Genomic DNA, 25,047 nt, shown 5'->3' with positions numbered 1-25,047 from the left:
GACGAGATCGCGCCACCGGAAGGCGGGCTTCCGGACCGGACACGGCAGCCATGTCGGCGGGGCCTGCCACCATGGGGTCATGACCAGTCCGGGGGAATCGCATGCTGTCGCCGTCACCACGCCCGTCGACGCCGCCGAGCTCGCGGAGCGGCTCCACGGAGCGCCACGGGAGCACCTCGGCCGGCCGCCGGTCGTGATCGTGGCGTATCCGCCGGAGGCGACGCGGCTGGAGCGGCGCGAGGCGTTCCGTGCGGTGTACGGCCCGATCGTGGCCAGGATCGGCGAGCCGACGTTGTACGGCGGATCGGCCTGGGGCCCCAATGTCCGCTGGCGTGACGGCGCCCGGCTGGTGCTGCTGTCCGGGGACCGGTTCCAGGTCACGCTCTCGGTGCACCGGCCCGAGGAGTTGGAGCGGGACGAGCACCGCTGCTTCACCTGGGGCGGTGCCTGGTCGGTGGACGAGCCGCACGACTTCGATCTCCTGCCGTACAGCTGGCAGTTGTACCGGAGCGGGCCCGGCGAGCAGCCCGGCGACATCCCCGGGCGCCGGCTCGCGGGCGGCTGGGAGCATCTGGAGAGCGCCCTGGGGCTGATGCTCGCGGCCTGGACGGAGCAGCTTCCCGTGCAGGTGCCGGGTGACTGGGCGGGCTTCACGATCGTGGCCGACCGCGACCCGGGGCGCGATCTGGTCGTCTCCTACAGTCCGGGCGAAGGGCTGGGCGTCGCGATCGACGACCGGGACGCGGAGCAGGGCCCGGAGCGCGTGCGTCAGATGCGCGAGCGCGGCTGGCAGGGCCACGACCGGGGCTGGTGGCAGTCGGTGTTCCCGGAGGCCTACGAGAACTCCGCGGCGGCCTCGGCCCGGCTGGCCGTCACCGAACTCCGCTGCCGCGGCGCCACCGGCCCGCAGGAACTGGCCTCCCGCGACGCCGGCGTCAACGACCGCGGCGAACTGTGGCTGCCGGGCCTCGGGATACGAACGCACTGACGGGCCGGGCGTACAGGGCACGGCCCGGGCTGATCGGCCCGCGGCCGGAGGCGGGGCATCGGGCCTTGGCGAGGCGCCCGTCGGGCACACACGGACGCGCGCCCCTCGATTCGGCGCACGGGTGAGGCGGGCCCGCACCACCAGGCGTACGAACCAAGCCCGGACACCGAGCCGAGGCCGGGCTGCGGCGCGCCACGGCTCCCGGCAGGCGGCCGGTCGGCCGGTCGCTCGGCCGGGCAGCGGAGGCGACGCGCACGCGCAGGGGCGGGACACCGTGTTCCGGTGTCCCGCCCCTGTGGTCGTCCTGCGATCGTGCGGAGGCGTCAGCCCTCGGTCACGCCCAGCTTCTCCAGGATCAGCTCCTTGACGCGGGCCGCGTCGGCCTGGCCGCGGGTGGCCTTCATGACCGCACCGACGAGCGCGCCGACGGCCGCGACCTTGCCGCCGCGGATCTTGTCCGCGATCCCCGCGTTGCCGGCGATCGCCTCGTCGACGGCCGCGCCGAGCGCACCCTCGTCGGAGACGATCTTCAGGCCGCGCTTCTCGACGACGGTGTCCGGGTCGCCCTCGCCCGCGAGGACGCCCTCGATGACCTGGCGGGCCAGCTTGTCGTTGAGCGAGCCGTCGGCGACCAGGGCGGTCACCCGGGCCACCTGCTCCGGGGTGATCGCCAGCTCGTCGAGCGCGACGCCCGACTCGTTGGCGCTGCGGGCCAGTTCGCCCATCCACCACTTGCGCGCGGAGCCGGAGTCGGCGCCCGCGTCGATCGTGGCCACGATCAGATCGACCGCGCCCGCGTTGAGGATCGACTGCATGTCGTGCTCGGTGACGCCCCACTCCTCGCGGAGCCGGTTCCGGCGGACCCGCGGCAGCTCGGGCAGTCCGGCGCGCAGCTCCTCGACCCACTCACGGGCCGGGGCGACGGGGACGAGGTCGGGCTCCGGGAAGTACCGGTAGTCCTCCGCCTCCTCCTTGACCCGCCCGGAGGTCGTCGAGCCGTCCTCCTCGTGGAAGTGACGGGTCTCCTGGACGATCGTGCCGCCCGACGAGAGCACCGCCGCGTGGCGCATGACCTCGAAGCGGACCGCGCGCTCGACCGACCGCAGCGAGTTGACGTTCTTCGTCTCGGAGCGGGTGCCGAACTTCTCGGTGCCGTTCGGCCGCAGCGACAGGTTCACGTCGCAGCGCATCTGGCCCATCTCCATGCGTGCCTCGGAGACACCGAGGGCCCGGATGAGCTCACGCAGTTCGGCGACGTACGCCTTGGCGACCTCGGGGGCGCGCTCACCGGCACCGACGATCGGCTTGGTGACGATCTCGATGAGCGGGATGCCCGCGCGGTTGTAGTCGAGCAGGGAGTGGGACGCGCCGTGGATACGGCCGGTGGCACCGCCGACGTGGGTCGACTTGCCGGTGTCCTCCTCCATGTGGGCGCGCTCGATGTCCACGCGGAAGATCTCTCCGTCCTCCAGCTGGACGTCCAGATAGCCGTTGAAGGCGATCGGCTCGTCGTACTGCGAGGTCTGGAAGTTCTTCGGCATGTCCGGATAGAAGTAGTTCTTCCGGGCGAAGCGGCACCATTCGGCGATGTCGCAGTGCAGCGCGAGGCCGATCTTGATGGCGGACTCGACACCCACGGCGTTCATCACCGGCAGGGCGCCGGGCAGGCCGAGGCAGGTGGGGCAGGTCTGCGAGTTGGGCTCGGCGCCCAGCTCGGTCGAGCAGCCGCAGAACATCTTGGTCCTGGTACCGAGTTCGACATGGACCTCCAGGCCCATGACGGGGTCGTACGACGCGAGAGCGTCCTCGTACGGCACCAGGTCAGTCGTGACGGTCACGGTGAAACTTTCCCTCTCAGCCGAGCAGGACGTCGTCGTCGCCCAGGCGCTTCAGCTCGCGGTAGAGCAGCGCGAGGCCGGTGATGATGGCGGCGGCGGACACGGCGGCGTCGATCAGCCGGAGCGTGTCGTGCTCCATGCGAGCCTTCTTGACCTGCTTGGCGACGCTGATCGCCCCGAAGGCGGTGGTGCCGATGGACAGGTACGTGCCGGTCTTGGACTTCTTGAAGCCCTTGGCCTTCTGCAACGTGCTCACAGTGACGGTGCCTCCTCCAGCAGCGGGTGCCCCCACTTTTCCACGAAGGCGGCCTCGACGGCGGCACCCACCTTGTAAAGGCGGTCGTCCTTCATGGCGGGGGCGATGATCTGCAGACCGACCGGGAGGTTGTCCTCCGGAGCCAGGCCGCAAGGCAGCGACATCGCCGCATTGCCGGCCAGGTTGGTCGGGATGGTGCACAGGTCGGCGAGGTACATCGCCATCGGGTCGTCGGCGCGCTCGCCGATCGGGAAGGCGGTGGTCGGCGTCGTCGGGGAGACGATCACGTCGACCTGCTCGAAGGCCTTCTCGAAGTCACGGGTGATGAGCGTGCGGACCTTCTGGGCGCTGCCGTAGTACGCGTCGTAGTAGCCGGACGACAGGGCGTACGTGCCGAGCATGATGCGGCGCTTGACCTCGTCGCCGAAGCCCTCCTCGCGGGTCAGCGAGGTGACGTCCTCGGCCGACTTCGTGCCGTCGTCGCCGACGCGCAGGCCGTAGCGCATGGCGTCGAAGCGCGCGAGGTTCGAGGAGCACTCGGACGGCGCGATCAGGTAGTACGCGGAGAGCGCGAGGTCGAAGGACGGGCAGTCCAGCTCGACGATCTCGGCGCCGAGTCCCTTCAGCAGCTCGACGGCCTCGTCGAAGCGCTGGACGACACCGGTCTGGTAGCCCTCGCCGCGGAACTGCTTGACGACGCCGACGCGCATCCCGGCGACCGAGCCGTTGCGCGCCGCCTCGACGACCGGCGGGACCGGGGCGTCGATGGAGGTCGAGTCGAGCGGGTCGTGGCCGGCGATGACCTCGTGCAGCAGCGCCGCGTCGAGGACCGTGCGGGCACACGGGCCGCCCTGGTCGAGGGACGAGGAGAAGGCGACCATGCCGTAGCGGGAGACACCGCCGTAGGTCGGCTTGACGCCGACCGTGCCGGTGACGGCGGCGGGCTGGCGGATGGAGCCGCCGGTGTCCGTGCCGATGGCGAGCGGGGCCTGGTAGGAGGCGAGGGCGGCGGACGAACCGCCGCCGGAGCCGCCGGGGATGCGGGTCAGGTCCCAGGGGTTGCCGGTGGGGCCGTACGCGCTGTTCTCGGTGGAGGACCCCATGGCGAACTCGTCCATGTTGGTCTTGCCGAGGATGACGACGCCGGCCTCCTTCAGCTTGCGCGTCAGGGTGGCGTCGTACGGCGGGATCCAGCCCTCGAGGATCTTGGAACCGACGGTGGTCGGGATGCCCTCGGTGGTGAAGATGTCCTTCAGCGCCAGCGGCACACCGGCGAGCGGGCCGAGCTTCTCGCCGCGCTCGCGCTTCTCGTCGATGGCGCGGGCCTGTGCGAGCGCGCCCTCACGGTCGATGTGGAGGAAGGCGTGGACCTTCTCGTCCACGGCCTCGATCCGGGCGAGGTGCGCCTCGGTGACCTCGACGGCCGTGAGCTCCCCGGAAGCGATCTTCGCGGCGATCTCGGCCGCGGTCAGCTTGATGATGATGCTGTCCGTCATGACTGTTTAGTCCTCCCCCAGGATCTGCGGCACCTTGAAACGCTGCTGCTCCTGTGCAGGGGCGCCGGAGAGCGCCTGCTCGGGGGTGAGCGACGGACGGACCTCGTCCGCGCGCATGACATTGGTCAGCGGCAGCGGGTGGGAGGTCGGCGGTACGTCTTGGTCGGCGACCTCGGAGACGCGGGCGACCGCGCCGATGATGTCGTCGAGCTGTCCGGCGAAGTGGTCGAGCTCTTCGCCCTTCAGCTCCAGACGCGCCAGCCGTGCGAGGTGGGCGACCTCCTCGCGCGTGATGCCAGGCATGCAGCGATCCTCAGGGGTGAGTGTGATGGTTTTGGCCCAATCCTATGGGCCAGGGCCGGGTGCCCGCGAAACCCTTTGCCGCGGGAGCACTCACGGCCCGCCTCGGGACCCTGCCCGGACCACCACCGGCCGGCCGCCGGCCTGCCCACCGCCGGACGGTCGGCGGGCACCCGCGCGGTCCGGGCGCGCGGTCCGAGGTCCCCGTTCCCACTCTCTCCGGACACCGGTCATGTCCCGTTCATGTCGAGTGTGCCGAGGGCTGGCTCACTGACTCAAGTTGTCCGAACAACTTCTGGCGCCGGGGTCTTCTCCCGGGCGGAGAGGACCTCAAGTCCGGTGTCCCCATTCAGAAACGCCGCCTCCGGCGGCAGCGCCCTGTCGCTGCTCTCACCCACCAGCCCCCGCGAGGGTGACCGGCTGACCTTCCGCTGGACCACCGACGCACCCCACGCCAAGAACTGGATCGGGATCTACGACGGCGACCGCAAGCCCGGCGTCGGCTCCTCGCTGGTGTGGTCGTACGTCACCGACGCGTCCGGTGACACCACGCTCGACACCACGGGCCTCGGCGAGGGCACCTACACCGCGTATCTGCTGGCCAAGGACGGATACGACATCCTCGCCAGGACCGAGCCGTTCACCGTCGCGTTCCGGCCGCCCGTGACGCCCCCGCACTGCGTCGTCGACTCGTTCACGACGGGCGCCTGCGCACCGGGGACCCGCGTCTCCGTCGCGCTCGGCCCGCTGTGGATCCGCCCCGAGGGCAATGCCTCCGGCACCCCTTCCTTCCGGCGGCTGACCGGGAACTCCTGGCTGGGCGTCTCCTCCGACGGCAAGGTCACCGGCATCGCGTCCGCAGGACCTCGCTCCCGCCCCGCGCGGATCACCGTCGCGGTCAAGGACAGCGCGGGCGGCACGGACACGGTGACCGTGCAGGTGCCGGTCCGGCCGGTCTCGGCGCGGCCTCGGCTGACGGTCGCCTCGCTGAACCTGTGGGACGCCGCCGGGAACGTCGCCGACGCCCACGAGAAGCTGCTCCGGCTGATCCTCGGGCAGGGACTCGACGCCGTGGCGCTCCAGGAGACCGGCGGCACCGCCGCCCGCCCCCTGGCCGACGCGCTGGGGTGGTACGCCTGTGACAGCGCGGCCGGGGTCGGCCTGATCAGCCGCTTCCCGCTCTCGGACATCACGTCCCCGCCCACGGCTGACGTCCCGGCCGTCGCGGCGACGCTCCGGCTGCCCGGCGGCCGGAACGTACGACTGTGGGGCGCCCAGCTCGACGAGGCCGCGTACGGGCCGTACGCCCTCAGGGCGGGGCACACGCCCGCCGAGGTCGAGGCCGCCGAGCTCAGGACCGTCCGCCACCGGCAGACCGGCGCGCTGCTGGCGGCGATGCGGTCCGACCTCGCCGCGTCCCGTACGGCGCCGGTGATCCTCGCCGCCGGGCTGGCCTCCCCCTCGCATCTGGACCGCAAGGGCCGCGGCGCGGTCCGCTGGCCGGTCACGGTCGCCCTCGGCAGGGCCGGGCTGACCGACGCCTTCCGCGACGAGCACCCGAACGCCGCGCGTGAGCCGGGGGTCACCTGGTCGCCGGCTCGCGGCGACGAGCCGCAGGACCGGATCGACCAGGTCCAGTACGCCGGTCCGCTGCGCGTCCAGGGCGCGTACACCCTGTGCACGGGATGGCCGCGCCCGGTTCCGGACAGCGCCGGCAACAGCTGGCCCTCCGACCACGCCGCCCCCGCCGTCACCTTCTCGCTCCGCTGAGCGGGGCCATGCCACCACAGCCGCACGCTGAACCGAAGGACACCCACGCCATGACTCCGCTGAGCCGCCGCGCCTTCGTCGGCGCGTCCGCCGCGACCGCCGCCGTTGCCGCCGTCGGCTTTCCCGAGGCGGACGCCTCGGCCGCCCCGCGACCGCGCGGGTCCATCGAGGACGTGAAGCACGTGGTGATCCTGATGCAGGAGAACCGCAGCTTCGACCACTACTTCGGCACCCTGAGCGGTGCCCGGGGCTTCGACGACCGCCAGGCGCTGACCTTCCCCGGCGGCGACTCCGTCTTCAAGCAGCCGGCTCCCGGGCGTGCCGACGGCTTCATGCTGCCGTACCGCATGGACACGACGAAGTACAACGCCCAGAACGCCTCCGGCCTCCCGCACGACTGGGGCACCGGCCACACGGCCGTCAACGGCGGTGCGATGAACAAGTGGGTCGCCTCCAAGGGCGAGCGCACCATGGGGTACTTCACCCGCGAGGACATCCCCTACCAGTTCGCCCTCGCCGACGCGTTCACCCTCTGCGACGCCTACTTCTGCTCGCAGGCCGGGCCGACCGACCCCAACCGGCTGTACCTGTGGTCCGGTTCGTGCGGCCCCGGCAAGGACGGTACGACCGGACCGTGGACGGACAACACCCCGGTCACGGACAACCCCGTCGCGGACTGGACGACGTACGCGGAGCGGCTGGAGGACGCCGGCGTCAGCTGGCGCGTCTACCACAACCCGTCGAAGGACGAGCGGTACGGCGACTACGACGACAACGGGCTGTCGTACTTCGGGCAGTTCCACGCGTTCCCGAAGGACGACCCGCGGTACATCAACGCGATGACCAAGTTCGATCTGACGGCCTTCGACGCACACTGCAAGGACGGCACCCTGCCGACGGTCTCCTGGCTGGTGGCGCCGTATCTGTTCTGCGAGCACCCGGAGGCGGGCCCGAACTACGGCGCGCACTGGGTCGACACGGCGCTGCAGTCGCTGTTCTCGAACCCGGACGTGTGGAAGCACACCGTGTTCCTGCTGATGTACGACGAGAACGACGGCTACTTCGACCATGTCCTGCCCCCGTTCCCGGAAGCGGGAACTCCGGAGGAGTTCGCCGAGGGACGGCCGATCGGCCTCGGCAACCGGGTGCCGTTGTGGGCGATCTCCCCCTGGTCGCGCGGCGGCTGGGTCAACTCGCAGGTGTTCGACCACACGTCGGTGCTGCGGTTCCTCGAGGTGGTGACGGGGGTGCGCGAGCCGAACATCTCGGACTGGCGGCGGGCCGTCTGCGGCGACCTGACCAGCTGCTTCGACTTCAGCAGGCCGGACTACTCGATACCGGCGCTGCCGGACACGAACGAGCTGATGGCGAAGGCGGACGCGGCCCATGCGCTGCCGGCGGTGAAGCTGCCGCCGAGCGGCGGCCAGTCGATGCCCACCCAGGAGCCGGGCTCCCGGCCGCACCGGCCGCTGCCGTACCGGCCGTGGGCCGAGGTGGCGGTGGACCGGGAGACGGGCAAGGTCGTCTGCACCCTCGCCAACCAGGGGACGGAGACCTTCCACTTCACCGTGCTGCCGAACACGCTCAAGCCGTTCACGGGCACCCCGTTCACCGTGGCACCGGGCACGTCGCGGACGTACACGTGGGACGCCTCGGAGACCGACGGGCGGTACGACTTCACGGTGATGGGCGCGGACGGCTTCGTGCGCCGCTTCTCCGGCACGGTCGTGCGCTCCGGACGCGAGGCCGCCGCGCCGGTGCCGTCGGTGACGGCCTCACTGCACGGCCGCCGTCCCGAGCGGGCGACGGTGGAGCTGAGGTTCGCCAACGCGGGCGAGACGGAGGTGTCCTTCACGGTCACCCCGGACGGCGACGCGAGGGCCGCCCGCACGGTGTGGGTGGGGCCGGGCGACCGCTCCTCGCTGACCTGGGAGATCCGCGAGGGCCGCTACGACCTGGAGGTGACGGCGGCGAACGGGTCCCGCTTCGTCCGCCGTTACGCGGGCACGGTGCACGCCACGGCGTAGCCTCACCGCCGTCTGCTGCGGGCCCCTGATCCCCCGGGGGGCATTCTCCCCCGGGGGCTTTCCCCGTGGGCTTTCCGCGGGGGCTTTCCGCGTGGGCTTTCCGCGTGGCCTAGTTCACGACGTGGCCCGAGGGGTGCTCCGCCTCGGTCGGCGGGACGGCCGGGAGCTCTGCGACGGGGCGGCGCCAGCCGTGTTCGCCGCGGGCCCGCAGCCATGCCGTGGTCTCCTGGGGCGGCATCGCGGCCGCCACCAGCCAGCCCTGTACCGCGTCACAGCCCAGGTCGCGCAGTCGCTCCCAGGTCTCGTCGTCCTCGACGCCCTCGGCGACCACGAGCAGTCCGAGCGAGTGGGCGAGGTCGACGGTGCAGCGGACGATCTCGGCGTCCTCGGTGTCGATCGCGAGCCGGGCGACGAACGAACGGTCGATCTTCAGCTCGCTCACGGGCAGCCGGCGCAGATGGACCAGCGACGAGTAGCCCGTGCCGAAGTCGTCGAGCGACATCTTCACACCGTGGCCGGTGAGTGCGGCGAGGGTGTCGGCGGCCCGCTGCGGGTCCTCCAGCAGCACATGCTCGGTGATCTCCAGCTGCAACGCGCCGGCCGGGACGCCGTGCCGGGCGAGCCGGGCCGCGACGGCGCCCGCGAAACCCGGGGTGTGGACGTCGCGCGGTGACACATTGACCGCGACGGGCACTTCGAGCCCCTGGGCGCGCCACTTGGCGACCTGGCCGAGCGCGGTCTCCAGGACGTACTCCGTCAGATGGGGCATCAGTCCGGAGGACTCGGCTATCGCGATGAACTCGTCGGGCGGGACCCGGCCCCGGTCCGGGTGCACCCAGCGCACCAACGCCTCCAGTCCCGCGACATGGCCGTCGAAGCCGACCTTGGGCTGGTAGTGGAGCTCGACCTCGCCCGCGTCCAGCGCCCGGCGCAGATCGCCGAGCAGTCCGAGCCGGTCCGGGGTGTTCGAATCCCGCTTGGATTCGTACACCTCGACGCCCGTACGGTCACGCTTGGCCTGGTACATCGCCACATCGGCGCGTCTGAGCAGTCCTTCGGCGTCCAGCGCATGGTCCGGGAAGACGGCGAGGCCCGCGCTGGCCTCCAGCACCAGCGTGAGTCCGTCGAGGTCGAGCGGCGAGGACAGCTGGCCGACCAGATGGCGGGCGACCCGCTGGGCGCTGGTGGTGGAGTCGGCCACGGGCAGGAGCACGGCGAACTCGTCGCCGCCGAGCCTGGCCGCCTCGGCCCCGCGCGGCAGTGCCAGCTTCAGCCGTTCGGCTATCTGAAGGAGGAGCCGGTCGCCCGCGAGATGGCCGAGCGTGTCATTGACCGAGCGGAAGCGGTCGAGATCGATCAGGACGAGGGCCGAGCGGGCGCCGACGCCCTCGGCCTCCTCCAGTGCCGCCCAGGTGCGCTCCAGCAGCCACTGGCGGTTGGGCAGTCCGGTGAGCGGGTCGCGCAGCTGCTCCTCGGCCCGGGCGCGGGCGATCCAGAGTGTGGAGTCGAGGGCGATCAGCGGCACGGCGAAGAGCGGCAGCAGGATGGGCATGGCCGTCGCGACCACGCAGATCAGCGGGGTGATGCCGAGCAGGGCGACGGCGACGAGCCCCTGCCGGAGCAGGGCCGTCCTGGCGACGGTGGGCAGGCCGGCGGCCTGCGGTGCCAGGGCGTACCAGAGCAGCAGGCGGGTGACGGCGAGATACGCGGCCGCGGCGAGGACCACTTCGAGGACCGCGCCCGGGCCCCACTGCAGTGGCTGCCACGGCTGTTCGACCGTCGGCGTCTCGCCGAACGCGGTCAGGACGAGGGCGGCCGCGCCGAGGCCCAGGACGTCGGCGGCGCCGTGCAGTACGCCCTGTTGCCGGCGGTGCCGCCGGGCGACTCCGGCCAGCACCACGACGGCGAGGCTGACCATGCCCGCGGGCACCCAGCCGTACAGCATCAGCACGGCGAGGGTGAGGGCGGCACCGGAACCGGTACCGCCCCACCAGCGGTCGCGCCCGAGGGCGACCAGATGACCGACGATGACGCCGGTGAGGACGGCGAGGGACCAGCCCTCGGTGCCGCCGGGGAAGAGCGCGTGCCCGTCCCGCAGAGAGCTGAACAGACCGGCCGCCAGGGCGACGGCGGCGAGTCCCATGATGAGGTAGGGCAGCGTGGAGGCGATGCCCGCGACGAACGCGAGTCCCGCGAAACCACGCGGCCGTGAGACCGGGGCGGCGCTCTCGGTCGGTTTCATTCCCGTCCCTCTCACAGCCGGCGGTGCCGATGCCACGCGATGGCCCCCGTTGTCATGCGACCACGGCCGGAATCCCACCACGCAGCCATGCACGACAGGCGCACATCTCAACAGTAGGCCGCGGAAGCCCCTGACGGGCAGCGCTCTACAGCTCTTGCCCGAATGCGGCCCGGCCACCCTTATCCATCTGATATGCGCCGAACGGGTGAACCCCGCCGGGAGTTCGGCCCGCACATCCGTCCTACTCGGCGACCGGAACCGCGGCGTCACGAGCGGCCTCCGGCCCCTGTTCAAGCAGGACAGCGAACCCTTGCTCGTCCAGCACGGGGACTTTCAGCTGCATGGCCTTGTCGTACTTCGAACCGGGGTTGTCACCCACCACAACGAAGGCGGTCTTCTTCGAAACGGAACCTGTCACTTTCGCTCCACGGCTCTGGAGCGCTTCTTTTGCGCCATCCCGCGTGAAGTCCTGAAGCGTTCCCGTCACGACGACGGTGAGGCCCTCCAGCGGACGGGGACCCTCGTCCTCGCCGGTGCTCTCCTCCTCCATCCGGACACCGGCGGCCCGCCACTTGCGCAGGATCTCGCGGTGCCAGTCCTCCTCGAACCACTGCTTGAGGGAGGCGGCGATGGTCGGGCCCACGCCCTCGACGGCCGCCAGCTCCTCCTCCGTGGCCTGCTCGATCCTGTCGATGGAGCGGAACTCACGGGCCAGGGCCTCGGCGGCGACAGGTCCGACATGGCGGATGGACAGGCCGGTGATGATGCGGGCGAGCGGGCGCTGCCTGGCCGCCGCGATGTTCTCCAGCATCGTCAGCGTGTTCTTCTTCGGCTCGCCCTGCTGGTTGGCGAAGACCGTGACGACCTTCTCCTCGCCGGTCTTCGGGTCACGCTTGGGCAGTCCGCTGTCCTGGTCCAGCACATAGGCCTTGATGGGCAGCAGTTGCTCGACCGTCAGATCGAACAGATCGCCCTCGTCGGTCAACGGCGGCTCGGCCGGCTCGAGCGGCTTGGTCAGCGCCGCGGCCGCCACGTACCCGAACGCCTCGATGTCCAGGCTCTTGCGCCCCGCCAGGTAGTAGACGCGCTCACGCAACTGGGCCGGGCAGGCCCGGGCGTTGGGGCACCGGAGGTCGACGTCGCCCTCCTTCATCGGCCGCAGCGCCGTACCGCACTCGGGGCACTCGGCCGGCATCACGAACTCCCGCTCGGTGCCGTCCCGCAGGTCGACGACGGGCCCGAGGATCTCCGGGATGACGTCGCCCGCCTTGCGGAGCACGACCGTGTCGCCGATGAGGACGCCCTTGAGCTTGACCACGTCCTGGTTGTGGAGCGTGGCGAACTCGACCTCGGAACCCGCGACCGTGACCGGCTCCACCTGCGCGTACGGAGTGACCCGGCCCGTACGGCCCACGCCCACACGGATGTTGATCAGCTTGGTGTTGACCTCTTCCGGCGGGTACTTCCAGGCGATCGCCCAGCGGGGCGCCCGCGACGTCGAGCCGAGCCGGCCCTGGAGCGGGATCTCGTCGAGCTTGACGACGACGCCGTCGATCTCGTGCTCCACGGAGTGGCGGTTCTCGCCGAAGTACGCGATGAACTCGCGGACCTCGTCGAGCGAGTCCACCACCTTGTTGTGCCTGGCGGTGGGCAGGCCCCACTCGTGGAGCAGCTCGTACGCCTCGGAGAGGCGGCGGAGCTCCAGGCCGACGCGCGCACCGATGCCGTGCACCACCATGTGCAGCGGAAGGGTGGCGGTGACCTTGGGGTCCTTCTGGCGCAGCGAACCCGCCGCGGAGTTGCGGGGATTGGCGTAGGGCTGCTCGCCCGCGGCCACGCGCCGGGCGTTCAGCTCCTGGAAGGCCTCCATCGGGAAGTAGACCTCGCCGCGGATCTCGACGAGATCCGGGACACGGTCACCCGTCAGCCGCTCCGGGATGTCCGAGATCGTGCGGACGTTGGGGGTGATGTCCTCTCCGGTGCGTCCGTCGCCACGGGTCGCGGCACGGGTCAGCCTGCCCTTCTCGTACGTCAGATTGACCGCGAGGCCATCCACCTTCAGCTCGCACAGGAAGTGGTACTCCGACGTGCCGACCTCCTTGGCGACACGGTCCGCCCAGCCCACGAGCTCCGCCTCGTCGAAGGCGTTGTCGAGCGAGAGCATCCGCTCGCGGTGCTCGACCGCGGTGAACTCCGTCTCGTACGGCCCCGCGACCTTCTGGGTCGGCGAGTCGGGCGTGCGCAGCTCCGGATAGTCCTCCTCCAGCGCCTCCAGCGACCGCAGCAGTGTGTCGAACTCCGCGTCGCTGATGACCGGCTGGTCCTTCACGTAGTACCGGAAGCGGTGCTCCTCGACCTGCTCGGCCAGCTGGGCATGCTTCTCCCGTGCCTGCGCCGGCACCGGCCCCTGCTGTTCGACAGCCACCGTTTCGTCCTCCCGTTACCTCAGCCCTCAGCCCATTACTCAGGGTTGTCCGCGAGCGATCGCGCCGCCCGGACGCAGTGCGCGAGAGCCGCGCGCGCATACGCGGGCGAAGCACCCGCCAGCCCGCACGAAGGGGTGACCACCACGGAACCCGCGAGAGTCCCCGGATTCAGCCCCAGCCTGCGCCACAACGTCCTGACACCCATGACGCTACCGGCAGGGTCTGACAATGGACCGTCGGTGGACGCCACGACTCCCGCGAAGAGCTTCGTACCGCCCTCCACCGCCTCGCCGATCGCCTCCTCATCACGCTCGGTGAGCAGCCCGAAATCGAACGAGACGCCCGCTGCTCCGGCTCTGCGCAGCAGTGCGAACGGGACATCGGGCGCGCAGGAGTGGACGATCACCTGCCCGTCGCCGACGGCACCCGTCACGTCCCGCAGCGCGCTCTCGACGATCTGCCGGTCCACGGCGCGATGCGTCCGGTAGCCGCTGGCGGACCTCACGTGGCCGCGCAGCACGGCCGTCAGGGACGGCTCGTCGAGCTGCAGCACCGGGCGGGCACCGGGGACGCGCCGCCGGAGCTCCGCGAGGTGCACACGGAGTCCTTCGGCGAGCGAGGCCGTCAGGTCGCGGCAGGCGCCCGGGTCGGACAGCGCCGCCTCGCCGTTCCTGAGCTCCAGGGCGGCCGCGAGCGTCCACGGCCCCACGGCCTGGACCTTGAGCGGGCCCTCGTACCCCTGGGTGAACTCCTCCAGCGCGTCCAGGTCCTCCCCGAGCCACGAACGCGCCCGGCGGGTGTCGCGGCCCGGCCGGTCGCTGATGCGCCAGCCGCTCGGCTCGACGTGCGCGTACATCTCGACGAGCATGCCGAGACCGCGCCCGATCATGTCGGCGCCGGGGCCGCGGGCGGGCAGCTCGGGCAGATACGGGAAGTCCTCGAAGGTACCGGTGACGGCCTTGGCAGCCTCGCGGGCGTCCCCGCCCGGCATGGAACCGACCCCGGTCGCGGGGCCCCACACGATGTCGCTCACCGGCCCGGCCGGACCGTCAGATCGTTGACCTCGGCATCGCGCGGGAGGTCAAGGGCCATGAGGATCGTCGTCGCGACCGACTCGGGGTCGATCCACTTCGACGCGTCGTACTCCTTGCCCTCCTGCTGGTGCACCTTGGCCTGCATGGGGCTGGCGGTGCGGCCGGGATAGACGGAGGTGACCCGGACGCCGTTCGCCCTCTCCTCCTGGCGCAGCGAGTCGGCGAGTGCCTTGAGGCCGTGCTTCGAGGCGGCGTAGGCACCCCATTCGGCGTGGGCGTTGAGACCCGCGCCGGAGTTGACGAAGATCACCGTGCCCTGGGAGACCCGGAGTTGGGGCAGCAGCAGCCGGGTCAGCTCGGCCGGGCTCACCAGGTTCACGTTGAGCTGGGCCTGCCAGGTCTTCGGCGTGAGGTCGCCGATGCGGCCCAGGTCCACGATGCCCGCGATGTGCAGCAGCGAGTCCAGGCGCTCGGGCAGGGTCTGGTGGGAGAAGGCCCAGGAGAGCCGGTCGGGCGTGCCGAGGTCGCCGACGAGGGTGCGGGCGCCGGGATGGGCCTGGGCCAGCTCCTTGGCGCGCCCGGCGTCGCGGGCCAGCAGGACGAGGTCGTCGCCGCGCTCATGCAGCCGGCGGGCGACGACCGCGCCGATGCCGGAGCCCGCCCCGGTGATCAGATGGGTAGCCATACCGGCCATGCTCGCATCACAGAACCCCGGCACTCTCCTCGAGGTAGGCCAGCGCGCCCACCGGCTCCTCGGCGAAGAAGACCAGGTCGGTGAGAGGGACGGGAAGGAAGCCCTCGTCCTCCATACGGCGGAACTGCTGCTTCAGCCCGTCGTAGAACCCCGCCGTGTTGAGCAGCACCACGGGCTTGGTGGTCTTGCCGTGCTTCTTCAGCTCCAGGATCTCCGTGGCCTCGTCCAGCGTGCCCGTGCCCCCGACCATGATGACGACCGCGTCGGCCCTGTCCAGCAGCAGCGTCTTGCGCTCGGCGAGGTCGCGCGCGACCACCATCTCGTCGGCGACGGGCCTGGCCGCGTCCTGCAGGAACTCCACCGAGACTCCCACCAGGCGCCCGCCCGTCTCCTGCACACCGTCGGCCACGACCTTCATCAGACCGACGTCGGAGCCGCCCCAGACCAGGGTGTGGCCGCCCTTGCCGAGCAGCTCGGCGAATTCGCGGGCGGGGCGCGTGTAGCGCTCGTCGAGGTCGGCGGCGGAGAGGAAGACGCAGATGTTCATGCCGCCACGGTACGGGCCGCCACCGACATCCGGTCCCGCGGCGGCCGGCCCGGTGCCCGCTCCGGCGCCCTGCGCGCCCTGCGGATTCCGGGAAAGTCCCTCCGGCGCCGATGAGTTCGCGGCGCGCCGCCGGTCTGCCGTGCATGGAGAAGCCGAACTCGACGTCGAGCAGGACCCGCGGCACGGTGAAGTCGCAGGACGGCACCGCCATCGCGTACGAGCGCCGGGGCGACGGGCCACCCCTCGTCCTGGTGAGCGGCGCGCTCGCCACCGCCGCCGACGAGGCGCCGCTCGCCTCGCTGCTCGCTCACCGGTTCCGTGTGATCAGCTACGACCGGCGGGGGCGTGGCGGCAGCGGCGACACGGCCCCGTACGCCGTGGAGCGGGAGGTCGAGGATCTCGCCGCGATCGTCGAGGAGGCGGGCGGGAGCGCGTCCGTCCATGGGACCTCCTCGGGCGGGGCGCTGGCCCTGGAGGCGGCGGCCGCCGGGCTGCCCATGGTCCAGCTGTCCGTCTACGAGCCGCCGTTCGTCACCGACCCGGCCGGCCGGGAGGCGACCGCGGCCCATCGGTCCCGGCTGGAGGACCTGCTCGCCCGCGACCGGCGGGGTGACGCGCTGGAGCTGTTCCTGACGGACGTGCTGGCGCCCGGTGTGCTCGGCGGGCTGCGGCGCTCCCCCCTGTGGGCGGAGCTCGAGGCGCTCGCGCACACCCTGGTGTACGACCACGCGGTGCTGGGCGACGCGCGGGTACCCGCCGAGCGGCTCCGCGAGGTCACCGCACGGGTGATGGTCGTGGACGGCGGTGCGAGTCCCTCATGGCAGCGGGAGACGGTCCGCGCGGTCTCCGAAGCACTCCCCCGCGGCCGCCACCGCACCCTGACGGGCCAGACCCATGAGGTGGCACCGCATGTGCTGGCGCCGGTGCTGGAGGGATTCTTCGCGGGCGCGGCCTGAACGAGGTCCGCGCGCGGCTCAGGCCGTGACCGCGTGCCGTCGCCGGGTCGTCGTCGCGATCGTCGCCGAGCCGACGACGCGTGTGTCGTCGTACAGCACGATCGCCTGGCCGGGTGCCACGCCGCGGACGGGCTCGGTGAAGGTCACCAGCAGCTCGTCGTCGACCAGTTCGGCGGAGACCTCGGTCTCACCGCCGTGGGCACGGAGCTGCGCCGTGTACGTGCCGGGGCCGGAGGGTGCCGTTCCGCACCAGCGGGGCTTGATCGCGGTGAGGGCGGTGACCTCCAGGGACTCGGCCGGTCCCACGGTCACGGTGTTGTCGACGGGCGAGATGTCCAGGACGTAGCGCGGCTTGCCGTCGGGGGCCGGGTGGCCGATGCGCAGGCCCTTGCGCTGACCGATGGTGAAGCCGAACGCGCCTTCGTGGGTGCCCACCTTCGCACCGGACTCGTCGACGATGTCGCCCTCGGCCTTGCCGAGGCGCTTGGCCAGGAACCCTTGGGTGTCGCCGTCGGCGATGAAGCAGATGTCGTGGCTGTCGGGCTTCTTCGCCACGGCGAGACCGCGCCGCTCGGCCTCCGCGCGGATCTCGTCCTTGGTGGTCAGGGTGTCCCCCAGCGGGAACATGGCGTGGGCGAGCTGCTTCTCGTCGAGCACGCCGAGCACGTACGACTGGTCCTTGGCCATGTCGCTCGCCCGGTGCAGCTCGCGGGTGCCGTCCTCGCGGAGCACCACGGTCGCGTAGTGACCGGTGCACACCGCGTCGAAGCCCAGCGCCAGCGCCTTGTCCAGGAGCGCGGCGAACTTGATCTTCTCGTTGCAGCGCAGGCACGGGTTCGGGGTGCGGCCCGCCTCGTACTCCGCGACGAAGTCCTCGACCACGTCCTCGCGGAACCGCTCGGCGAGGTCCCAGACGTAGAACGGGATGCCGATGACATCCGCCGCGCGGCGTGCGTCGCGCGAGTCCTCGATGGTGCAGCAGCCGCGCGCGCCGGTACGGAACGACTGCGGGTTCGCTGAGAGCGCCAGGTGCACCCCGGTCACGTCATGGCCCGCTTCTGCGGCACGGGCGGCGGCGACGGCGGAGTCCACCCCGCCGGACATGGCGGCGAGGACACGGAGGGGGCGCTGGCGAGTCTCAGTCATAGCCCTACCAGAGTACGGGGCGGCGGGAACCGAAAGCTCACGAGTAAACGTTCGGGAAGTGATCGGGAGCGAAGAGGGGTGGCATGGGGCGTAACGAGGGGCAGCGCGGCTTCGGCCGGCGGGCCGTGCTGATCGGCGGCGGAGCCGCGCTCGTCGGGGTGGGTGTGGCGGCCCGGGAGGAGCTGGCGCGTGCCTGGTGGCGGCTGCCCGGCATGGAGAAGAAGCGCGTGGAGGGCGAGCTGGACCACGCGGGCGCGGTGTGGACGGCGGCCTCGCGGTCGAACTGGCGGCGTGCGGACCGGCCCGACGACTACACGATCGACCGCGTCGTGATCCATGTCGTCCAGGGCAGCTACCGGACGGCGCTGCGGGTCTTCAAGGACCCGGGGCACGGCGCGGCGGCGCACTACGTGGTGGGCAAGGACGGGCGGGTCGCCCAGATGATCCGCGAGCTCGACGTCGCCTTCCACGCCGGGAACCGCGGCGTCAACGAGCGGAGCATCGGCATCGAGCACGAGGGCTTCGTCGACCGCCCGCGGGACTTCACGGACGCGATGTACGCGTCGTCGGCGCGGCTGACGGCCGGGATATGCCGGCGGTACGGCATCCCGGTGGACCGGGAGCACATCATCGGCCATGTGGAGGTGCCGGGCACGGACCACACCGACCCGGGTCCGCACTGGGACTGGGACCGGTACATACGGCTGGTGCGCGCGGTTCCGGCAGCGTCGCCTTCGCCCAGCACCGGCCCGAGCACCACGACCGCTAGCTGAGCCCCGCCGTCCGGGCCCGCTCCACCGCCGGCCCGATCGCCTTGGCGACGGCCTCGACGTCCTCCTCGGTGGAGGTGTGACCGAGGCTGAAGCGGAGCGTGCCGCGGGCCAGGTCCGGGTCGGTGCCGGTGGCGAGGAGGACATGGCTGGGCTGGGCGATGCCGGCCGTGCAGGCGGAGCCCGTGGAGCACTCGATGCCCTGGGCGTCCAGGAGGAGCAGCAGCGAGTCGCCCTCACAGCCGGGGAACGTGAAATGGGCGTTGGCCGGAAGCCGGTTCTCCGGGTCACCGCCGAGGATCGCGTCGGGTACGGCGCCGCGCACGGCGTCGACGAGCTTGTCGCGCAGTGCGCCGATGTCGCGGGCGAAGTCGTCGCGGCGCTCGGCGGCGAGCCGGCCGGCGACGGCGAAGGAGGCCACGGCGGGGACGTCGAGGGTTCCGGAGCGTACGTGCCGCTCCTGGCCGCCGCCGTGCAGCACCGGCACCGGGCTGTACTCACGGCCGAGCAGCAGTGCGCCGATCCCGTACGGGCCGCCGATCTTGTGGCCGCTGACGGTCATCGCGGCGAGGCCGGAGGCGCCGAAGTCGACGTCGAGCTGCCCGAAGGCCTGGACCGCGTCCGAGTGCAGCGGAATGCCGAACTCCGCAGCGATCCCGGCGAGTTCACGGACCGGCATGACGGTGCCGATCTCGTTGTTGGCCCACATGACGGTGACGAAGGCCACATCCGCGGGGTCGCGCTCGATGGCTTCGCGCAGCGCCTCGGGGTGCACCCGGCCATGGGCGTCGACGGGCAGATACTCGACGCTCGCGCCCTCGTGCTCGCCGAGCCAGTGCACGGCGTCGAGCACGGCGTGGTGCTCGACCGGGCTGGCCAGGACGCGGGTGCGGCGCGGGTCGGCGGCGCGGCGGGCCCAGTACAGGCCCTTGACGGCGAGGTTGTCCGCTTCGGTGCCGCCCGCGGTGAGGACGACCTCGCTGGGGCGCGCCCCGAGCGCCTCGGCGAGGGTCTCGCGGGCCTCCTCGACGGTTCGGCGGGCCCGGCGGCCCGCGGCGTGCAACGACGAGGCGTTGCCGGTGACGGCGAGCTGGGCGGTCATCGCCTCGATCGCCTCCGGAAGCATCGGAGTGGTCGCGGCGTGGTCGAGGTAAGCCATGGTGCAGACGATTCTACGAGCCGCCCGGGGCCGGCTTCCGCCCCCGGGCGGCCAGGGGCCGTCAGCCGCCCGGGCTCCAGACGACCATCCCGTTGCCGACGACGAGCGTGGCGAGGACGACGAGGTCGGCAATGCCGAGCGCGAGCCCCAGCAGAGCCCGTCCACGCCGGGCCGTACCGCGCCACAGGGCGAGGCCCGCGAGGACGATGGCGACGGGTCCGAGGACGATGTTCATCACGAGCAGCCCGGCCAGGCCGAGGACGAACGAGGCGACGGCCATGCCGTCGGCGTCGCGCGTGCCGGTGAACCGGCGGGCGGACGAGGTGAGTTCCATGGTGGTGCCGCTCCTTTTCGGTCAGCGCGCCGCGCGGCGCGCGAGGCGCTCACGTACGGCGAAGCCGAGCAGCCAGACGCCGATGACGGCGGCGGCCGCGGTGGACACGGACAGCGGGATCTGGGCCACGGCGCCCAGGAGGACGCCCAGCAGGGCGACCGCGGCGACGAGGGCGAGCATCTTCCCCCACCCCTCCTTTGAGAGTACGAGTGTTAACTGACTTCCCAGTCTAGTCTTCCCTATCCCAGAGAACAGTTGTTTACTGAATGGTATGAGTCACACCATCGGCATCCGCCAGGCCCAGAAGTTGAAGACCCGTCAGGCATTCCTGGACGCCGCCCTGCGGCTGCTGGAGAAGCAGAGCCTGAGCAGCCTCGGGCTGCGCGAGGTGACCCGTGCCGTGGGCGTGGCGCCGACCGCGTTCTACCGGCACTTCGCGGATCTGGCCGAGCTCGGTGTGGCGCTGGTCGAGGAGACGCTGGGCAGCCTGCACGGGCTGATCGCGGAGATCCTCGCCGACACCGGCGACAGCGAGGTACGGATCGACCGCACCGTGGATCTCATCGCCCGTCATGTGCGCGAGCAGCCCGCCCACTTCCGCTTCATCGCGCGCGAGCGCCACGGCGGCGTCGGGCCGGTGCGCGCGGCCATCGCGTCCCAACTGCACGGCTTCACCGAGGAGGTGACCGCGGCGCTGGCCCGCGAACCCGTGTCGGAGGGGTGGAGCGAGGAGGATCTGCGGATGCTGGCGGGCGTGTACGTCGAGCACATGGTGATGACCGCATCCGCGTTTCTGTCGGCCCACGAGGCCGGCGAGTCCGGCGAGCCCGGCTCCCGCGCCGAACCCGACGAGGAGCAGATCGCCCGCACGGCCCGCGACCGGCTCCGCCTGGTCTCCCTGGGCCGCCGTCACTGGGTGGCGCGCGATCCCGGACACCGCCCGTCCTGAGCCCCGCAGCCCGGAGCCCGGCCGCGGCAGGCCCAGGTCAAACCCCCAGGTCAGGTCCGAGGCTAGGCGGTGCCCTTCTCCGGTGGCCGGGCCACCCGGCCGGAGGTGGACGGGGAGGGCGCCCTGCTGGGCTGCCCCGCCCGACCGCGGGGCAGCCCGGCCCGTTCGCGGGTCAGCCGCGCGACAGAGGCGCCTTCGCCAGCTGGCGGGACTGGGCGACCAGCCGGTCCGCGCTGTCCCAGACCTCGGCGTCCTCCTCCAGGAAGCCGCCGGCGAGGTTACGGGTGGTGATGGCGACCCGCAGCGGGCCCGGCGCCGGGCGGCAGCGGATGTGGGTGGTGAGCTCGACGGTGGGGGTCCAGCCCTTGAGGCCCAGCTCGAACGAGGTCGGCGGGAGGGCGTCCACGGTGAGCAGCAGCGACAGCGGGTCGGCGTCACGGCCGTCGGCGAGGCCGAACCAGCCGCGCATCTCGCCCTTGCCCGAGGGCGCGCCGACGACCCAGCCGACGGTCGCGGGATCGAGCTTGATGTTCAGCCGCTCGGTGATCGCGGAGGAGCCGGGGATGGCGGGCGCGGGCCCGTCGGACGGACCGAGGCAGTGCTCGTACGGGGGGATGGCCGGGGGCTTCGCGCTCGTACGGACCTCGTCGGGCAGCCCGTCGAGGTCGCCGTAGGTGGCGAGGACGCGGATGCGCTCGACCTCGGTGCCGTCCTGCGCGTACTGGAAGAGGGAGGCCTGGCCGGTGGAGAGGGTGCGTCCGGTCCGGATCGTCTCGGTACGGATCACCGCGGGGCCCGGCTCGGAGGGGCTGAGGTAATGCGCGGAGACGGCGAACGGATCGGGGTGCGGGAGGGCGTCCCCCAGGGCGCGGCCGAGCAGCGCCAGCAGGTAGCCGCCGTTGACGGCGGTGATGATCGTCCAGCCCGCGGAGAGCTCCGCGTCGTACACACCGGGGACGTCCGCGTCCCGGAGGGTGACAGCGGTGTCGCGGTCGAACTCGCTGTCTCCGATGCTTGCCTGTGCCACTTGTGCCACCTGTGCCATGCCTGAACCGTACAACAGATAACTACTAAGCGGTAGCTTTTCGGTGGGCGGGCTGCCCGTTCCGGCTCAGGCGGTCTCTTCCGCGGCCGACGAACGCCGGTTCCAGGCGCGCGGCGCCCGCCAGTGGAAGCGCATCGCGAGCAGACGTATGGCGAACGCCGTCAGGACCGCGAGTCCGCTGGTGACGGCGTTGAGCATGTCGAAGCGGATGAAGAGGACGACCATCGTGGCGCCGACGATGGCGGGAACGGCGTACAGGTCACGGTCCCACCGCAGCAGCGACGGCACCTCGTTGGCGAGCACGTCGCGCAGCACACCGCCGCCGACGGCGGTGGCGAGGCCCAGGGTCGCCGAGGCGGTCAGGCCGAGGCCGTACTCGTACGCCTTGGTCGTCCCGGTGACGGCGAAGAGGCCGAGACCGGCGGCGTCGAAGACGTTGACCGAGCCCTGGATGCGTTCGACCTCGGGGTGGAGGAAGAAGACGAGGCCGGCGGCGACGAGCGGCATCACGAAGTATCCGAGATCCGTGAACGCGGCGGGCGGCACGGCACCGATGATCAGATCGCGGAACAGGCCACCGCCGAGGGCGGTGACCTCGGCGAGGACGGCGATGCCGAAGACGTCGAAGTTCTTGCGTACGGCAAGGAGGGCGCCGGAGATCGCGAAGACGAAGATGCCGACGAGGTCCAGGGCATGCTGAACGGAGGGGGTGAACAGTTCGCGGAGCACCGACCAATTGTGCCGCCTCCCGGCAGGAGGCCCGTCCAGCCCCCGTCCAGCCCCCGTCAGGGGCCGGAGAACGGGCCGGGGCGCGGGCACCATGGCCCGCGCCCCGGTGGACGTATCCCTGGCTACTTGCTCGCGGGAGCCTCCGAGGTGTTCTCCGCGGAGTCCTCCACGCCGCCGGCCGGCTCCTCGCGGGGAGACGGGACCGGCGCCTCCGACGTCTCCGCCTCGTCCTCCGCCGCTTCCGCCGCGTCCTCGGACGCCTCGGCCACCGACCCCGACGTGGCGACGACCTCGGGATCGACGTCCTCGACGCCCTCGCGGACCGCGGGGACGACCTCGCCCGACGTGCGGGCGATCTCGCCCGCGGCGATCTCCGCCGCGAAGTGGCACGCAACCTTGTGACCGCCGCCGAGGTCCTTCAGCTCGGGCCGCTTCGTGGCGCACAGCGTGTCCTGCTTCCACGGGCAGCGCGTGTGGAAGCGGCAGCCCGCAGGGGGGTTCGCGGGCGACGGAAGGTCCCCGACCAGCAGGATGCGCTCGCGACGGTCCTCGACCTCCGGGTCCGGCACCGGCACCGCCGACATCAGCGCCTTGGTGTACGGGTGCTTGGGCTCCGCGTACAGCGCGTCGCTCGGGGCCTCCTCCACCAGGGAGCCGAGGTACATGACCCCGATCACGTCCGAGATGTGCCGGACGACGGCGAGGTCGTGGGCGATGACCAGGTAGGTCAGGCCCAGCGACTCCTGGAGCTCCTCCAGCAGGTTGATGACCTGCGCCTGGATCGAGACGTCCAGCGCCGAGACCGGCTCGTCGCAGATGATCACGTCCGGTTCGAGCACCAGCGCCCGGGCGATCCCGATCCGCTGCCGCTGACCGCCGGAGAACTCGTGCGGGTAGCGGGACAGCGCGTTCGTCGGGAGCCCGACCTTGGCCAGGATCTCCTTGATCTTCTCCCGGCGTTCGTCCTGGTTCGCGCCGATGCCGTGCGCGGCCATGCCCTCGGAGAGGATCGACTCGATGTTCTGGCGCGGGTTGAGGCTTCCCAGCGGGTCCTGGAAGACCATCTGGAGCCGGCGCCGGAAGGTGCGCATCTCCTTCTCGGGCAGCTTCGCCAGGTCCGTGCCGTCGAGGACGACCTCGCCGTCGGTGATGTCGACGAGGCGGAGCACCGCCCGGCCCAGCGTCGTCTTGCCGCAGCCGGACTCGCCGACGAGGCCGTACGTCTGACCGGCCTCGACGGACAGCGAGACGCCGTCCACGGCGTAGACGTGGCCGACCGTGCGGTCGAAGAGGATGCCCTTCTTGACGGGGAAGTGGACCTTCACTCCGTCGAGTTCGAGCAGGCTCATGCCGGGACCTCCGTCGTGGCCAGGACCGGGTTGACGCAGCGGGCCCGGTGCCCGGCCTCGCGTGGTTCGGTCAGTTCGGGCGTGCCGGTGAGGCACTCCAGCTCGTAGCGGTCGCAGCGCGGCGCGAAGGCACAGCCGTCGGCCCAGGCGATCTGGTCGTTGATGGACCCGCGGATCGGGTTGAGGGACTCGCCGCGCGGGGCGTCGAGCCGCGGGATGGAACCGAGCAGCCCGTGGGTGTACGGGTGCGTCGGGTGGGCGAACAGCTCGCGCCGCCCGGAGGATTCGACGACCTTGCCCGCGTAGAGCACGTTGACCTGGTCGCAGAGCCCGGCGACGACACCCAGGTCATGGGTGATCATCAGCAGGGCTGTGCCCTCCTCGTCGACGAGCTCCTTGAGCAGCTCCAGGATCTGCGCCTGGATCGTGACGTCGAGCGCGGTGGTCGGCTCGTCCGCGATCAGCAGCCGGGGCGCACAGGCCACGGCCATGGCGATCAGGGCGCGCTGCCGCATTCCGCCGGAGAGCTGGTGCGGGTACTCCTTGAGCCGCCGCGTCGGGTCGGGGATGCCGACCCGGTCCAGCAGGTGCGCGGCCTCCTTGCGGGCGGCCTCGCCCTTCAGGCCGCGGTGGCGCTGGAGGATCTCGGTCACCTGGACCCCGATCGGGATGACCGGGTTCAGCGAGGACAGCGGGTCCTGGAAGATCATCGCGAGCTTGCTGCCGCGCAGGTCCCGGATCTTGCGGGAGCTCATCGTCAGCAGGTCGGCGCCGTCGAAGTCGGCCCGCCCGCCGAGGGTGACGCCCTTGGCCGGGAGGAGGCCCATCAGGGCGAGCGAGGTGACGGACTTTCCGCAGCCCGACTCGCCGACGAGTCCGACGACCTGGCCCTCGTCGACGGAGAAGGAGACCCCGTTGACGGCCTTGACGTCCCTGCGGCCGCGTCCGCCGAAGGTGACGGTGAGTTCGTCCACGTTGAGCAGTGGCATGAC

General features: G+C 71.7%; 23 protein-coding genes. 6 read left to right on the top strand and 17 right to left on the bottom strand.

Going from position 1 to position 25,047, the window contains the following annotated elements; genetic code table 11:
- The first annotated feature begins 79 nt into the window (after positions 1-79).
- Positions 80-988, top strand: a complete 909-nt coding sequence (locus tag OG766_RS25160) for a hypothetical protein (protein ID WP_266383603.1) — start codon at positions 80-82, stop codon at positions 986-988.
- Between the two features lie 323 nt (positions 989-1,311).
- Here OG766_RS25160 and gatB read toward each other — a convergent pair whose 3' ends face one another.
- The 4 genes from gatB to gatC are packed head-to-tail and all read right to left on the bottom strand — an operon-like array spanning position 1,312 to position 4,881.
- Positions 1,312-2,826 (bottom strand): Asp-tRNA(Asn)/Glu-tRNA(Gln) amidotransferase subunit GatB, encoded by a 1,515-nt coding sequence (gene gatB / locus OG766_RS25155; protein ID WP_266383601.1) that lies wholly within the window; start codon positions 2,824-2,826, stop codon positions 1,312-1,314.
- A 16-nt stretch (positions 2,827-2,842) separates the two neighbouring features.
- A complete protein-coding gene (locus tag OG766_RS25150) occupies positions 2,843-3,082 on the bottom strand; it encodes a hypothetical protein (RefSeq protein WP_266383598.1) in 240 nt (79 codons plus the stop codon).
- Positions 3,079-4,578: an Asp-tRNA(Asn)/Glu-tRNA(Gln) amidotransferase subunit GatA gene (gene gatA, locus OG766_RS25145; protein ID WP_266383596.1), complete on the bottom strand. Its 1,500-nt coding sequence runs from the start codon at positions 4,576-4,578 to the stop codon at positions 3,079-3,081. Before gatA ends, OG766_RS25150 begins: the two co-directional genes overlap by 4 nt.
- A gap of 6 nt (positions 4,579-4,584) precedes the next feature.
- Positions 4,585-4,881, bottom strand: coding sequence for an Asp-tRNA(Asn)/Glu-tRNA(Gln) amidotransferase subunit GatC (gatC, locus tag OG766_RS25140; protein WP_015036350.1), 297 nt, complete (start codon positions 4,879-4,881; stop codon positions 4,585-4,587).
- Positions 4,882-5,217: 336 nt separating this feature from the next.
- Here gatC and OG766_RS25135 point away from each other — a divergent pair, with 336 nt between their 5' ends.
- Both OG766_RS25135 and OG766_RS25130 read left to right on the top strand, forming a co-directional pair.
- Positions 5,218-6,648, top strand: a complete 1,431-nt coding sequence (locus OG766_RS25135) for an endonuclease/exonuclease/phosphatase family protein (protein WP_328726256.1) — start codon at positions 5,218-5,220, stop codon at positions 6,646-6,648.
- 50 nt (positions 6,649-6,698) lie between these two features.
- Positions 6,699-8,675, top strand: coding sequence for a phosphocholine-specific phospholipase C (locus tag OG766_RS25130; protein ID WP_328726255.1), 1,977 nt, complete (start codon positions 6,699-6,701; stop codon positions 8,673-8,675).
- Between the two features lie 109 nt (positions 8,676-8,784).
- Here the strand turns inward: OG766_RS25130 and OG766_RS25125 are convergent, their stop codons facing one another.
- The 5 genes from OG766_RS25125 to OG766_RS25105 all read right to left on the bottom strand — a co-directional run bounded on the left by OG766_RS25125 (position 8,785) and on the right by OG766_RS25105 (position 15,618).
- Entirely contained in the window at positions 8,785-10,917 is a 2,133-nt protein-coding gene (locus OG766_RS25125; protein ID WP_266383588.1) for a putative bifunctional diguanylate cyclase/phosphodiesterase, read from the bottom strand.
- 241 nt (positions 10,918-11,158) lie between these two features.
- On the bottom strand, positions 11,159-13,342 hold the full coding sequence (ligA, locus tag OG766_RS25120; RefSeq protein WP_266383585.1) for an NAD-dependent DNA ligase LigA: 2,184 nt from the start codon (positions 13,340-13,342) through the stop codon (positions 11,159-11,161).
- A gap of 35 nt (positions 13,343-13,377) precedes the next feature.
- Positions 13,378-14,376: a methionine synthase gene (locus OG766_RS25115; protein WP_266383582.1), complete on the bottom strand. Its 999-nt coding sequence runs from the start codon at positions 14,374-14,376 to the stop codon at positions 13,378-13,380.
- Positions 14,373-15,062 (bottom strand): SDR family oxidoreductase, encoded by a 690-nt coding sequence (locus tag OG766_RS25110; RefSeq protein WP_266383579.1) that lies wholly within the window; start codon positions 15,060-15,062, stop codon positions 14,373-14,375. The genes OG766_RS25115 and OG766_RS25110 overlap by 4 nt, the downstream gene beginning before the upstream one ends.
- A 16-nt stretch (positions 15,063-15,078) precedes the next feature.
- Positions 15,079-15,618 (bottom strand): TIGR00730 family Rossman fold protein, encoded by a 540-nt coding sequence (locus OG766_RS25105; RefSeq protein WP_266383576.1) that lies wholly within the window; start codon positions 15,616-15,618, stop codon positions 15,079-15,081.
- 110 nt (positions 15,619-15,728) lie between these two features.
- On the opposite strand from OG766_RS25105, the gene OG766_RS25100 reads away from it, so the two are divergent.
- A complete protein-coding gene (locus OG766_RS25100) occupies positions 15,729-16,574 on the top strand; it encodes an alpha/beta fold hydrolase (protein ID WP_423247095.1) in 846 nt (281 codons plus the stop codon).
- An 18-nt stretch (positions 16,575-16,592) separates the two neighbouring features.
- Here the strand turns inward: OG766_RS25100 and mnmA are convergent, their stop codons facing one another.
- Complete coding sequence (gene mnmA / locus OG766_RS25095) at positions 16,593-17,720, bottom strand: tRNA 2-thiouridine(34) synthase MnmA (RefSeq protein WP_266383573.1); 1,128 nt, start codon at positions 17,718-17,720, stop codon at positions 16,593-16,595.
- 83 nt (positions 17,721-17,803) lie between these two features.
- On the opposite strand from mnmA, the gene OG766_RS25090 reads away from it, so the two are divergent.
- Complete coding sequence (locus OG766_RS25090; protein WP_328726254.1) at positions 17,804-18,493, top strand: N-acetylmuramoyl-L-alanine amidase; 690 nt, start codon at positions 17,804-17,806, stop codon at positions 18,491-18,493.
- On the opposite strand, the gene OG766_RS25085 is transcribed toward OG766_RS25090, so the two are convergent.
- The 3 genes from OG766_RS25085 to OG766_RS25075 all read right to left on the bottom strand — a co-directional run bounded on the left by OG766_RS25085 (position 18,486) and on the right by OG766_RS25075 (position 20,163).
- Complete coding sequence (locus OG766_RS25085) at positions 18,486-19,649, bottom strand: cysteine desulfurase family protein (RefSeq protein ID WP_266383567.1); 1,164 nt, start codon at positions 19,647-19,649, stop codon at positions 18,486-18,488. The two genes, OG766_RS25090 and OG766_RS25085, sit on opposite strands and share 8 nt — an antisense overlap.
- A 61-nt stretch (positions 19,650-19,710) precedes the next feature.
- Positions 19,711-19,983, bottom strand: coding sequence for a DUF4190 domain-containing protein (locus tag OG766_RS25080; protein ID WP_266383565.1), 273 nt, complete (start codon positions 19,981-19,983; stop codon positions 19,711-19,713).
- A gap of 21 nt (positions 19,984-20,004) precedes the next feature.
- Positions 20,005-20,163 (bottom strand): hypothetical protein, encoded by a 159-nt coding sequence (locus OG766_RS25075; protein ID WP_266383564.1) that lies wholly within the window; start codon positions 20,161-20,163, stop codon positions 20,005-20,007.
- 91 nt (positions 20,164-20,254) lie between these two features.
- On the opposite strand from OG766_RS25075, the gene OG766_RS25070 reads away from it, so the two are divergent.
- Positions 20,255-20,932, top strand: a complete 678-nt coding sequence (locus OG766_RS25070) for a TetR family transcriptional regulator (RefSeq protein ID WP_266383563.1) — start codon at positions 20,255-20,257, stop codon at positions 20,930-20,932.
- 172 nt (positions 20,933-21,104) lie between these two features.
- Here the strand turns inward: OG766_RS25070 and OG766_RS25065 are convergent, their stop codons facing one another.
- From OG766_RS25065 to OG766_RS25050, 4 genes are all read right to left on the bottom strand, one after another.
- The gene (locus OG766_RS25065) at positions 21,105-21,977 is read right to left on the bottom strand and encodes a thioesterase family protein (RefSeq protein WP_328726253.1); all 873 of its coding nucleotides are present in this window, start codon (positions 21,975-21,977) and stop codon (positions 21,105-21,107) included.
- A 66-nt stretch (positions 21,978-22,043) separates the two neighbouring features.
- Positions 22,044-22,706 carry a trimeric intracellular cation channel family protein gene (locus OG766_RS25060; RefSeq protein ID WP_266383559.1) on the bottom strand — a complete coding sequence of 221 codons (663 nt, stop codon included), beginning with the start codon at positions 22,704-22,706 and terminating at the stop codon, positions 22,044-22,046.
- A gap of 122 nt (positions 22,707-22,828) precedes the next feature.
- The gene (locus tag OG766_RS25055) at positions 22,829-24,055 is read right to left on the bottom strand and encodes an ABC transporter ATP-binding protein (RefSeq protein ID WP_328726252.1); all 1,227 of its coding nucleotides are present in this window, start codon (positions 24,053-24,055) and stop codon (positions 22,829-22,831) included.
- Positions 24,052-25,044 (bottom strand): ABC transporter ATP-binding protein, encoded by a 993-nt coding sequence (locus tag OG766_RS25050; protein WP_328726251.1) that lies wholly within the window; start codon positions 25,042-25,044, stop codon positions 24,052-24,054. The genes OG766_RS25055 and OG766_RS25050 overlap by 4 nt, the downstream gene beginning before the upstream one ends.
- Positions 25,045-25,047 lie beyond the last annotated feature (3 nt).

Source organism: Streptomyces sp. NBC_00259, from assembly GCF_036181745.1.
Taxonomy (GTDB): Bacteria; Actinomycetota; Actinomycetes; order Streptomycetales; family Streptomycetaceae; genus Streptomyces; species Streptomyces pratisoli.
Note: the sequence above shows the minus strand (reverse complement) of the source record. Positions and strands in the feature narration are given on the sequence as shown.